Source organism: Psychrobacter sp. AOP7-A1-24, assembly GCF_052376235.1.
GTDB lineage: Bacteria > Pseudomonadota > Gammaproteobacteria > Pseudomonadales > Moraxellaceae > Psychrobacter.
Genome location: NZ_JBQSVM010000002.1, coordinates 41621 through 54027, shown reverse-complemented (window position 1 = coordinate 54027; position 12407 = coordinate 41621). Strand labels below are relative to the sequence as shown.

The following is a 12407-nucleotide window of genomic DNA, read 5'->3' as shown; positions in this document are numbered from 1 at the left end:
GGGTTCAAATAAATTTGCTAGTAGCCATTAAGTTTAGTCGTCATATCGATGATGATAGCCTTCAATTATTATATGCGACAAAAGTGATAGAAAGATTGGTATGTACAGACGTAGCGTGTAAGATTGCTTATACAGTTTGAGACAGTTTAGTATTCATGTACGTGATAATATTGATTGATTTTTGACTATATATCAGTATTTAATAATGTATAAAGTATAAGAATAAAAAACACAGCATTTATAGATCATAACAGATTCAAGTATTTTTGATTCTGATGAATTATCCAATACTATTAACTTCAAATAACTAGGTACATATGATGAAAAAACAACCAGCACAGTGGTTACTCAGTGCAGCGTCAGTGGGCATCGCTGGTATTATCCTGACCCAAACCTACGGTACTGCAGTCGCAGAAACCAATACGGGAAGTTTCGTACAAACCCCTGAGCAAAAGGTTACAACCCGTCAAGTAGCGGCTTTGCTGGACCGTAGTCATTATCTCAATCAGCCTTTAGATAGCAAGACTGGTAGTGAAATCCTATCAATGTATATCGATACTCTTGACCCAAACCATACGCTGTTTTTGCAGTCTGATGTCGATGAGCTTAAGAAAAAACACGCTGAAGACTTTGGCGCTCGTCTAAAACAAGGTGATCTGTCTGCAGGGGTAGAGGTGTATGATCGTTACCGCAAACGCTCAAACGAGTACTTTGCGATGGCCACCAAGATGCTCAAAACAGATATTGATCTGACAGGTGATGACACCATCATTCTTGATCGTGAAAAACTTGGCCATTTCAAAACCAAAAAAGAGCAACGTGATTATTGGGAACGTCAGCTAAAGTTTCAGTTGATGAGTATTACGCTCGGTCAAGAAGACGAAAAAGCCAAAGAGAAAGTGTTTTTAAGTAATCCTGATATTACTCGTGGACAAGACTTGGTACGTAACGATGAGCGTACGCCAAATGAGATTTTACAAAATCGTTTATCACGTCAACAAGAGCAATTTAAGCGTCTCAAAGATGATGAAATCATGGAGACTGTTTTAAATACGGCGATGCTGACTTATGATCCGCACAGTAATTACTATGCACCGATTCAAGCGACTGAATTGCAAATCCAGTCCAGTCTTCAATTAGAAGGTATTGGTGTCTCTATTCGTCCAGACCGAAAAAATCCCGACTATACTCGTATTGTGACCTTAGTCGATGGTGGTCCAGCCGCCAAGTCAGGTCAAATCAAGCCCAATGATTTGATCGTTGGTATCGCCAAAGATGGTGAAACTATGACGGACGTGGTTGGTTGGTCAACACGTGAAATTGTTAGTTTGATTCGCGGTAAACGCGGTACGTCGGTCACGCTCAAACTACGTCAGCCTAACACGCCAGATGCTAGCGCCCGTACGGTCACGGTGGTGCGTGATATTATTCAGCAAGAAGAATCAGGCGTTACTCAACGTGTGGTAGAGGTTCAGCGTCCTAATATTGATAAGACGCCGAAGCGTATTGGCGTACTTGAGATTCCAAGCTTTTATCTCAACTATCAAGCACGTCGTAACGGTGAAGATTATCGTAGTGTCAGTATCGATACCGAAAATGCGCTAAAAGAATTGAATAAACAGGATATTGATGGCCTGGTGGTTGATCTGAGAAACAACCCAGGTGGTTCATTGGATGAAGTTGCCAAGATGCTAGGTTTCTTTATCAAGAGCGGACCGCTAGTACAGATTCGTGATAATCGCGGTAATATTCAAGTATACCGTGACAATGATGGCGGTGAGCAGCTGTATGATGGCAAAATGTCCGTCATTACCAACTTAGCATCGGCCTCAGCTAGTGAGATATTTGCTGCTGCTATTCAAGACTATGGTCGTGGACTAGTAGTTGGTAGTACGACGACTGGTAAAGGCTCTGCACAGATACAGCTCGATAGTTTAGCATTAGGTTCTGCCACTTTAACTCAGCGTAAGTTTTATCGTGTCACTGGCGGTAGTACACAGAATAAAGGAGTCGTACCGGATGTTGAGCTAGTCAATATCTATGATGATGCAACCTTTGGCGAGCGCGCTCAGAAAAAAGCATTGCCTTGGGATACGATCAAAACAGCGCCGTATAAGCCTGAAGGGAAGTTCACCAGTGATACGTTGGCAACGCTCAATCAGCAGTCTAAAGTTCGCCAACAAAAAAATCCACAGTTTACGTATCTGTCGACGTTGAATGATATTCGTGATATGGAAGACGAAAAGAAACCTGTACGTTTAGATATCAATAGCCGCCGAGCGAAAATGCAACTGATCGAAAAACGCTCGCTAGAAGCAGAGAATAAACGTCTTATCGCCACTGGTGAGCGCCCGTACGCTAACTGGAATACTTATCAGGCAGCGATGGATGCAAAATTCGAAGAGCGTAGCCGTATGAAAGCAGCTGAGCGCCCAGAACTACCAGAGGATGAGGCGTTTATCAATGAGGCAGCTTATCTCATGCTTAGCGCGGAACCTAAAACAATGCTTAGCCCTGAAGAGCAGCTATAATGTGAAGTTATTATAGCGTTGCGTAATCTATGTAAGCATATGCTTACATAGATTGACGTTTAGACCTCTTACTAATGATGGGTCAATCTGCGACTATAACTGTACGGCACGATTGAACGAAACGGTTCATTGATACTAGGGATTGGTATCTTAAAGGTCGCACTAGGGATAAGTAGTTTGCTGATTAAGGATGATAAGGCTGGATGCCTGTCAGTTATGAGATGCCCCGGGATTAGGTATCACGTAACACTAACATGGATAGTTGGTAATAAAAGCCGCATGACGCTTGTCGTTATGCGGCTTTGTTACGTCTGGACATTAGTGATTTTATAGCAGAGTCTTTGGTTAAGCGGATGTGTTTAAATTGAATCATAATGTATACGTAATAAGTAAGCATAAAAAAGGCCAGTAACCTTATCGGCTACTGGCCTTTTAGTTTAGATGATAAATTTAATAACTTATCATCTAACTATTTTAACTCTTCTCTAAAAGAGATTAGTGCTCAACGCCACCTGCGCCATGTACATGGCCATGGTTTAGTTCGTCTTCAGTTGCTGCACGTACTTCTTGGATTTCAACATCAAATGTCAAACGCTTACCAGCCAACGGATGGTTTGCATCAACAGTAACTTCTTGATCATTTACAGCAGTTACCGTAACCAACATGACTTGGCCGCCAGCTTCTGACTGAAACTGCATACCAGGCTGAATGTCTTCAACGCCTTGGAAGTTTTCGCGTGGTACATGCTGTACTGCTTGCTCTTGATACTCGCCATAGCCGTCAGCAGGCTCAACAACTGCATTGACTTTCTCGCCAGCAGACTTGCCTTCTAGTTGTGTTTCTAGACCTGGAATGATGTTGCTGTGACCATGTAGATAAGCAAGTGGCTGACCTTCTGGTGACTGGTCAAGGATATTGCCTTCGTCGTCTTTTAGTGTGTAATTGAATTTGACGGCAGTGTCTTTTGCGATAGTAGTCATAAAATATCCTAAATATATCTATGTAAAAAATTAAATACGGTTGCAATAAACCTAAAAAAGCCAATCTATAAGCCAAAAGGCCACGTCATTAGTCAATTATCATCAGTTTATTAAAGTAACTTTAGCAGTTAGCATCTTTAATTGAGATGGCATATATAACTTTCAAGGCAAAAAACATAAAAAATGCCAATTAATGCCACAATTTACAATAATAACTGCTATTTTCTATAGTTAATGCATAGCTATTGGCTATTCCTAGTTTAGGAGTTGCTTTTTTAGAGCAGGACTTCTAGCATAATTATAAAGATAAGGACGAGAGATACGATGACTGCATTTGCCAATACCATTGATAAACAACTAGCGAGCAATGTTTTAACCAATTACGATGATGCTAAAGCTAAAATGACAGATAATATAAGCTATCAATTTGATTTTACCCGTTTCTACGAGCATTTAGTTGACGTGTCATTGAGCTTTACAGCAGTATCTGATGCTCCGCAGCTTTGGTTGCCAGCGTGGATACCTGGCAGTTATTTGATGCGCGAGTTTGCTCGAAACATCACCGCGGTACATTATCAAATAGTAGAGGCTCAAACAACAGATAGTGACAAGCAGCCAGAGACTTATCGTGCGCAAAAATTGGACAAAAACACTTGGCAGCTACCAGTTGTGCAGGCAGGGCAGAAAGTAATTGTTGAGTACGAAGTCTATTGCTATGACTTGTCTGTGCGTACGGCCTATGTCGATCAGCAACGACTTTATGGCAATTTCACATCACTTGCGCTAGCTGTCGAAGGACAAGAGCAAGCGCCTGTTCAAGTCAGCTTGATTGTGCCTGATACTTTTTTTGCAGATAAAGAGAGTAGTAAAGTACTATTGGCTTGTGGTTTGGACGCTACGTATCTACAGTCCGATGAACAGAATAGAGATAGCAAGCAAGTGGATAGTCAGCACGTTTACAGATTGCAGGCAGCCAATTATCACGAGTTAATTGATTATCCATTCGAAATCGCAGAACAAGAAAAATTTGATTTTATTATTCATGATAGTGAGCATCAGACGATACATCACAGTTTTTATCTTTCAGGTAAGCAGAGTGCCAATCTAGGTCGATTGCAGCAGGATATTACTCAAATTTGTCAGACCTACGTAGGTTGGTTAGGCGATACGCCATTTGATGATTATACGTTTATGACCTTTGCTAGTGGACAAGACTATGGCGGGCTCGAGCATATCAACTCTACTAGCCTTGTGACGCCGCGCAATGACTTACCAAGTGCCAGTGAGCCAAAATTACCGAGTACAGATTATCAGCGGTTTTTAGGCTTATGTAGTCACGAGTATTTTCATTCATGGTGGGTGAAGACGGTACGTCCTGATGTCATGATTGATGTCGATTTGCGCCGTGAGGCCTTTACCCCATTACTTTGGGTGTTTGAAGGGTTCACATCTTATATCGATGATTTTATGTTGCAAGCATCGGGTGTGATTGATAAAGCCAATTATCTGCGGCTGCTAGCCGAGCAAATTAATCGCTACTATCAGACTCCAGGGCGTGGTAATCAAAGTGTGGCAGAGTCAAGTTTTGATGCTTGGATTAAGCTGTATCGTACTGATGAAAATACAGGTAATGCGGGAATTAGCTACTATAATAAAGGGGCGTTGGTAGCCTTATGTCTGGATTTAACCTTACTTAAAAATAGTGACGGTCGTTATCGCTTGTTCGATGTAGTCAAAGCTTTTTATACTCAAGCTAAGCAGAACGACAGTAAGCGAATTGGCATCAGTAGTGCCGATATGGGCTTAGTCATTAAGCAGTTTATGCCGCTAGCAGAATGGGAAGATTTTGAACGCCGTTACGTCAATGGGGTAGAAGAGCTTCCAATTGAAGCGCTGCTAATTGCAAACGGTGTCACAATACAGGCAAATACTAAAGAGACCGCTGACAAGCATGTACCATGGGGTATGCGTTGTAATGAAACGCCAGCTGGGCTCAAGGTCAATCGTGTGATGAGAGATAGTATTGCGGCTAGAGCTGGTATTTCAGCACATGACGTTATTATCGCGATTGATGGTATCAAAGCGGATACGAAACAGCTTATCACCTCGGTTAATAAAGCACATTCTGTTGAATGTTATTTGTTCCGTCGTGATGAGCTGATGTGCGTTCAGATTCAACCTGAAACGACGACTAAAGCCAAACCACAAGATGAAAAAACTAGCATGACTGGAGCAATATCTCCTCATAAAGTAAGCCTACGCTTAGCAAAAGGAGATAAGGTCCTAGAGAATGATAATGAGCAGTTAAAAGGTAATGCAGGTTGGGAGACGTGGCTTAATGTCATGAAACGGTAGCTTTGATAATATGGTAGATACCAAGCCATATAAAAACCCTCTTCCGAGCAACAATGCTTAGAAGAGGGTTTTTTAATAATCTACAATATTGTCTATGTGTTTGAATAATTTAAATGATTGGAGCGGCAATAGTTGGCGATCTATACGCTTACTGCTCTTTAGCCTGGTGCTCTGGGTCTTCATCGTCAGTGACATCATTTTCAATATCGTTTGTGACAGAGCTATCATCTTCGTCGTGATTTGTGGCCTCAAGCGCAGCAATCCAGTTTTTCATCATATCAATTTCAATTTGCTGGGTATCAATAACGTCTTGCGCTAACTGACGCATTTCTTCATCTGTTCCGTATTCGAGCTGAACTTTTGCCATATCAACAGCAGCAACATGATGCGGTAGCATGCCGCGTGCGAATGCCATATCAGGTACGGGATCAGATACGCCCAAAGTCATTTCGCCATGCATGTTTTCCATGCTGTTGGCATATGCTTGCTGCATCGCTATAGTATTTGGCTTAGGTTTGGCAGTGTCAGGATGACTAGCTAGCCATTTGTTTAAAACATCGATTTCAGTTTGCTGCGCCGTGATAATCTCTTGAGCAAGTTGGCGCATCGCTTCGTCAGTGCCATACTTGAGCTCTATTTTTGCCATTTCTACCGCGCCGCGATGATGTCCTAGCATACCTTTAGCAAAGGCAGTATCAGGGTCGTTGTAACCCATACCAATCATCATCTCATCATGCATTCTAGTCATTGATCTCGTATAGTCTCTGAGCATGTCGCTCATTTGAGGCTCATCATTGACACTGCCATCGCTATCATTGGTCGCAGCCTCATCTACCATATCATCATGTTCGGCATGGGATATGTCAGTAACTGGTGGTAACGTCTCTTCTTCAGGAGTTGATTGGCTGTTCTCTGTCGTTGGTTGACAGGCACTCAATACGAGCGCCGCAGAAATACTAGTGACCAACGAAAAAAAACGATGAGAAGCAATCATGACATATCCCTATTGTGAAAAAACCAAACGATAAATGGATAATACTTATTATACATAATCAATTACGTGCTGAATGTTAGCAGATAAACCTTACTCATTCGAGACACTATGTTTAATAGGTCGTAATATATTACTGTTAGAGCTTGATATTCACAGTTAAGCAGCGCGAACTACTAGGTAATATTTGAACCCTAAAGCATTTAAACTAGAACCTAGCTAGAAATACCTAGCTGACGACAGTGATCACTATTTAGATGAACGCGTACAAAATCTCCAACAGCTAACCCATCTAGCTCAAACCCTGCCACCGACCAACGTATCAAACGCAGACAAGGTAGACCGACATGCGCGGTCATACGTCTAACTTGGCGGTTTTTACCTTCATAAATAGTCATTATCAACCATGAGTCCGGCACGCTTTTACGTTCACGTATTGGCGGATTGCGCTGCCACAGTACCATCGGTAGTTCTTCTTCACTGACGTGTTTGACCTCAGCAGGTAGCGTTTTACCATCTTTTAAAACCACGCCACGTTTGAGCTTACTGAGTTGCTCAGCAGTAGGGATTCCTTCTACTTGCACTAAATAAGTTTTACCTTGTTTGCGCCCTGCATTTGCTTTTGGCGGATGAGTAATTGCTTTGTTAACGCGACCATCGTCGGTCAAAATCAGTAATCCCTCTGAAGTGGCATCTAGCCTACCAGCGACTCGCAAAGCCTTGTCAGTAAAGTATTGCGATAGGGTGGTGTGGTCGTTATTACTATCATCTCTAAACTGACTTTGTACGCCGTAAGGCTTGTTGAATAAAATGAGACTAGAAGTAGACATAAAAAGGTGTTTCCTAGTTTTTAATGGACAATGAATCATTGTAGCGTATGTTTTGTGATGCAGAGCTAGGATTAAGCAGCAAGACTACGGGCGATATATTTAATGTGCTGTATGCTACATGACCTGCTACAAAAGTAGGACAGCGCTTGTATAGATTTGCTGTTATCCTAAATCCGTATTCTGATAGTGGTATTTATGTTTTTAATGGGAAAAAATCTACTGTCTGCAAGCGACAAACATTAATTGAGTCTTTATTTTGATTTTTTAACGTAAAACTATCTTCAATATTGTTAAAATCAATGTCGCAAGTATCGTACTCATCAAAGCTTTGCTTGTCTGGTAAGCGCTTAGAGCGTTACAACTACAATAAAACGGTTAGCATAATAAAGTGTTAAGTTCACTTGCGACGTCCAACATACAACCAAGGAGTATCATCTATGTCATATGATAAGGTTATCGTGCCAAGAGACGGCGAAAAAGTGACCGTAAACGCAGATCTCACATTAAATGTTCCTAACCATCCGATCATTCCGTTTGTGGAAGGTGATGGAATCGGTGTAGATATTACACCTGTCATGATAAAAGTAGTCAATGCTGCAATTGATAAAGCATATCACGGCAAGAAGTCTATCATTTGGATGGAGACTTATCTTGGTGAAAAAGCAGCAAAAGTGTATGACGGCGATTATTTGCCAAGCGAGACGCTAGAGATTCTAAAAGACTACGTCATTAGTATCAAGGGTCCATTGACCACACCAGTAGGTGGTGGCTTTAGTTCATTAAATGTCGCGGTACGTCAAAACCTTGACCTATACGTATGTCAACGCCCCGTACGCTGGTTTGAAGGCGTGCCAAGTCCAGTACAGCATCCAGAGCTGACGAATATGGTTATCTTCCGTGAAAACACAGAAGACATCTACACGGGTATCGAGTGGAAAGCGGGCAGCGATGATGCCAAAAAAGTTATCAATTTCTTAAGAGAGGAGATGGGTGTGACCAGCATCCGCTTCCCTGAAGAATGCGGTATCGGTATCAAGCCTGTCTCAAAAGAAGGCTCGCAACGCCTAGTACGTAAAGCGATTCAGCATGCCATCGATAATGATCTACCAAATGTGACCCTAGTGCACAAAGGTAATATCATGAAGTTTACAGAAGGCGCGTTTAAAGACTGGGGCTATGAGCTGGCAGCAGAGCGTTTTGGTGCAGAGCCATTAGATGGCGGTCCATGGATGACCATGAAAAATCCAAAAACAGGTAATGATATTATTATTAAAGATGTCATCGCTGATGCATTTTTGCAGCAGATTTTGATGCGTCCTGCAGACTATTCTGTAGTGGCGACGCTCAATCTAAACGGTGACTATATCTCTGATGCATTAGCGGCTGAAGTAGGCGGTATTGGTATTGCGCCAGGTGCAAACAAGGGTGGTGCAATCGCTGTTTATGAAGCGACACACGGCACTGCGCCTAAATATGCGGGTCAAAATAAAGTAAACCCAGGCTCATTGATATTGTCTGCTGAGATGATGCTTCGTGATATGGGCTGGACGGAAGCAGCTGATTTAGTCATCAGTGGTATCCAAGGCGCGATTGCTAATAAGACAGTCACATATGATTTTGAGCGCTTGATGCCAGATGCTATTTTACTAAGTACTTCGGAATTTGGTAAGGCGATTATTAAGCATATGGAAGCCTAAGACTACTTAAGCTCTAAGCATTTTATTTTATTACTCTGTACCAGTTATTATGTATTAAAAGCCATCTACTCACATAGGTGGCTTTTTCATTTCACTCTTTATAAAGCTTTTAGACATTACATAAAAAACACCTCAACGTTCTAAGACGGTTGAGGTGTTTTTTACTTAGATTTAAACTCGCATAATCGCTTCTAGCTATAAAAACCAAAAGCGATTTTGCTTAATGGTTTAAGAGCCATCACTTAAAACTATAGCGATGCTAGTGTCTCGTTGAACAAAGCGCTTGGACGCATTGCTTTCTTAGCCAATTCCTCATCAGCGTAGTAGTAGCCTTTAATATCTACTGGCTTGCCTTGAGCTTGGTTAAGTTCTTTAACAATAGCTTCTTCGTTTTCTTTTAGCTTTTGCGCGAATGGTGTAAATTGCGCTTTTAGCTCGCTATCTTGGTCTTGCGCAGCAAGCTCTTCTGCCCAGTACATTGATAGATAGAAGTGGCTACCACGGTTGTCCAATTCACCCGTCTTACGTGATGGTGATTTGTCGTTTAACAGCAGTTTTTCTGTTGCTGTATCTAGCGTGTCTGCCAAGATTTGAGCTTTAGCATTGTTGTCGTTGTTTGCTAAATGTTCCAAAGATACCGTCAAGGCCAAGAACTCACCGAGTGAATCCCAACGTAGATGGTTCTCTTCTGTAAGCTGCTCAACGTGCTTCGGTGCAGAACCACCAGCGCCAGTTTCAAACAAACCGCCACCTTTCATTAATGGTACAACTGATAGCATCTTGGCACTGGTGCCTAGCTCTAGGATAGGGAACAAGTCAGTTAGGTAATCGCGTAGGATGTTACCTGTGGCAGAGATAGTATCTAGACCACGAGCAACACGCTCTAGAGTATAACGCATCGCACGAACCTGAGACATGATTTCAATGTGCAAGCCTTCAGTGTCATGGTCTTTCAGATACATTTTAACTTTTTTGATCAGCTCATTTTCATGTGGACGATATGGGTCTAACCAGAAGATAACAGGCGTATCTGATTCACGAGCACGGCGTACGGCAAGTTTTACCCAGTCTTGGATAGGATCGTCTTTGGTCTGACACATGCGCCAGATGTCACCTTTCTCGACACGTTTCTCAAGTAATACTTCGTCAGTATCTATATCGACAATACGTGCAATACCAGCATCACTAGACTCAAACGTTTTGTCATGTGAGCCATATTCTTCCGCTTTTTGAGCCATTAGGCCAACGTTAGGAACAGTTCCCATTGTTTTTGGATCGAAGTTACCATGCCATTTGCAGAAGTTGATCATTTCTTGGTAAATACGAGCAAAGGTAGACTCTGGCATTACTGCTTTACAGTCATACATTTTGCCATCAGCGCCCCACATTTTACCACCAGAACGAATCATTGCTGGCATAGAAGCATCAACGATTACGTCGCTTGGTGAATGGAAGTTGGTGATACCTTTCGAAGAGTCAACCATAGCCAGACGTGGGCGATGCTCTTGGCATGCATGTAGGTCACGCTCAATCTCTTCACGTTTTGAAGCTGGTAGCGTTGAAATCTTGTCGTATAGATCCGCCATACCGTTATTGACATTGATACCTAGCTCATCAAAGAAATCGCCATGTTTTTCAAAGGCTTCTTTGTAGTAGATTCTAACTGCATGACCAAACACGATAGGATGCGAGACTTTCATCATGGTCGCTTTTACGTGTAGTGAGAACAAAATACCGGCTTCGCGGCAATCTTCCATTTCACGCTCATAAAACGCTAGCAGTTCTTTTTTGCTCATGACCATCAGATCGATGACTTCTTTATCAAGCAAAGCAAGTTTAGGCTTTAATACTTTTTGAGTACCATCATCAAGCAACAACTCCATACGTACAGTACGAGCTTTGTCTAACGTCATAGATTGCTCGCCATCGTAGAAGTCGCCACCATGCATGTGTGATACGTGCGTGCTTGACCATTGCTTCCATTCACCCATAGAGTGTGGATGCTTACGTGCATAGTTTTTGACGGCTTTAGGAGCACGGCGATCTGAGTTACCTTCACGAAGTACTGGGTTCACTGAACTGCCTAAGCTTTTGCCATAGCGCTTGCGTAGCTCTTTTTCTTCATCAGTTTGCGGATCTTCTGGGAAGTCAGGAATTGCGTAGCCTTTACCTTGTAATTCTTTGATAGCGGCTTTTAGCTGCTGTACAGAAGCACTGATGTTTGGCAGTTTAATGATGTTGGTGTTTGGATCTTGAGTTAAACGACCTAGCTCAGCTAAGTTGTCAGGAACACGTTGCTCTTCGGTCAAGTATTCAGGGAATTCGGCCAATATACGCGCTGCAACAGAAATGTCGCTAGTTTCAACTTCAACGCCTGCCGTTTTAGTGAAAGCTTCGACGATAGGTAAGAACGACAGAGTCGCCAGCGCTGGGGCTTCATCAGTTTTTGTATAAATAATTTTTGACATTTTAGTGAGATCTTCCTTTAGGCTGTAGTTAATAATAAAGCTCAAATATAGTGCTGAATATGCGTCAATGATACTATGCAATAATCAATGATATGGTTAGAACAAGTACTTCATATGTAGCTTCTTAGAAATTTTTAAGACAGATAAGATATTTTCTTTTAATAATATTCATGAATAAAGCATTTCAAGGCAACACGTTAACAGTCGGTGCAAAATTGCCCAAAAGTGAGTCATTGACGCTACATTATAACCAATCCACTATAAATCTGATAGGATGTCAATCGTATACCATGAACTAAGTATACTGTTTTAGCTTGTACCCTACGGTTTCGAATTATACTAAGCTAATAACAATCTTATTCTATCAGTCATCGGCTTCGATATCATCTTTTCCATACAACAACTATTTTTTCATGACGTTTTATATTGATTTTGCTGCTCATGATTGCAGTCGTACAAACCACCTGCGTTATCGTTGGTGGTTTTTTGTTGGGTGCAGATAAGTTTTTGCAAATTGTGACAGCAATGTCGTAAAAATTTGCTAGTCTAGGTCA

Annotated in this window: 7 protein-coding genes; 3 read left to right on the top strand and 4 right to left on the bottom strand. The window is 41.8% G+C overall.

The genetic code is table 11. From position 1 onward, the window contains the following. Window positions 1-320: 320 nt before the first annotated feature. Window positions 321-2531, top strand: coding sequence for a carboxy terminal-processing peptidase (locus ACT3QQ_RS01275; RefSeq protein ID WP_444526677.1), 2211 nt, complete (start codon window positions 321-323; stop codon window positions 2529-2531). Window positions 2532-3026: 495 nt separating this feature from the next. Here ACT3QQ_RS01275 and ACT3QQ_RS01270 read toward each other — a convergent pair whose 3' ends face one another. Beyond that, complete coding sequence (locus tag ACT3QQ_RS01270) at window positions 3027-3512, bottom strand: FKBP-type peptidyl-prolyl cis-trans isomerase (protein WP_444520999.1); 486 nt, start codon at window positions 3510-3512, stop codon at window positions 3027-3029. Between the two features lie 324 nt (window positions 3513-3836). On the opposite strand from ACT3QQ_RS01270, the gene ACT3QQ_RS01265 reads away from it, so the two are divergent. Continuing rightward, window positions 3837-5867, top strand: a complete 2031-nt coding sequence (locus tag ACT3QQ_RS01265) for a M61 family metallopeptidase (protein ID WP_444526592.1) — start codon at window positions 3837-3839, stop codon at window positions 5865-5867. A gap of 148 nt (window positions 5868-6015) precedes the next feature. On the opposite strand, the gene copM is transcribed toward ACT3QQ_RS01265, so the two are convergent. Both copM and ACT3QQ_RS01255 read right to left on the bottom strand, forming a co-directional pair. Then, window positions 6016-6861 (bottom strand): CopM family metallochaperone, encoded by an 846-nt coding sequence (copM, locus tag ACT3QQ_RS01260; protein WP_444526591.1) that lies wholly within the window; start codon window positions 6859-6861, stop codon window positions 6016-6018. A 212-nt stretch (window positions 6862-7073) separates the two neighbouring features. Beyond that, window positions 7074-7688: a pseudouridine synthase gene (locus ACT3QQ_RS01255; protein WP_444522178.1), complete on the bottom strand. Its 615-nt coding sequence runs from the start codon at window positions 7686-7688 to the stop codon at window positions 7074-7076. A gap of 437 nt (window positions 7689-8125) precedes the next feature. On the opposite strand from ACT3QQ_RS01255, the gene icd reads away from it, so the two are divergent. Beyond that, a complete protein-coding gene (icd, locus tag ACT3QQ_RS01250) occupies window positions 8126-9385 on the top strand; it encodes an NADP-dependent isocitrate dehydrogenase (protein WP_444526590.1) in 1260 nt (419 codons plus the stop codon). Window positions 9386-9633: 248 nt separating this feature from the next. On the opposite strand, the gene ACT3QQ_RS01245 is transcribed toward icd, so the two are convergent. Beyond that, window positions 9634-11853 carry an NADP-dependent isocitrate dehydrogenase gene (locus ACT3QQ_RS01245; protein ID WP_444526589.1) on the bottom strand — a complete coding sequence of 740 codons (2220 nt, stop codon included), beginning with the start codon at window positions 11851-11853 and terminating at the stop codon, window positions 9634-9636. Window positions 11854-12407: the final 554 nt, after the last annotated feature.

What these genes read in the sequence shown, in the direction of transcription:
- ACT3QQ_RS01265 (WP_444526592.1), top strand. Translation starts at nt 3,837, where the DNA reads ATGACTGCATTTGCCAATACCATTGATAAACAACTAGCGAGCAATGTT.
- ACT3QQ_RS01275 (WP_444526677.1), top strand. Translation starts at nt 321, where the DNA reads ATGAAAAAACAACCAGCACAGTGGTTACTCAGTGCAGCGTCAGTGGGC.
- icd (WP_444526590.1), top strand. Translation starts at nt 8,126, where the DNA reads ATGTCATATGATAAGGTTATCGTGCCAAGAGACGGCGAAAAAGTGACC.
- ACT3QQ_RS01245 (WP_444526589.1), bottom strand. Translation starts at nt 11,853, where the DNA reads ATGTCAAAAATTATTTATACAAAAACTGATGAAGCCCCAGCGCTGGCG.
- copM (WP_444526591.1), bottom strand. Translation starts at nt 6,861, where the DNA reads ATGATTGCTTCTCATCGTTTTTTTTCGTTGGTCACTAGTATTTCTGCG.
- ACT3QQ_RS01255 (WP_444522178.1), bottom strand. Translation starts at nt 7,688, where the DNA reads ATGTCTACTTCTAGTCTCATTTTATTCAACAAGCCTTACGGCGTACAA.
- ACT3QQ_RS01270 (WP_444520999.1), bottom strand. Translation starts at nt 3,512, where the DNA reads ATGACTACTATCGCAAAAGACACTGCCGTCAAATTCAATTACACACTA.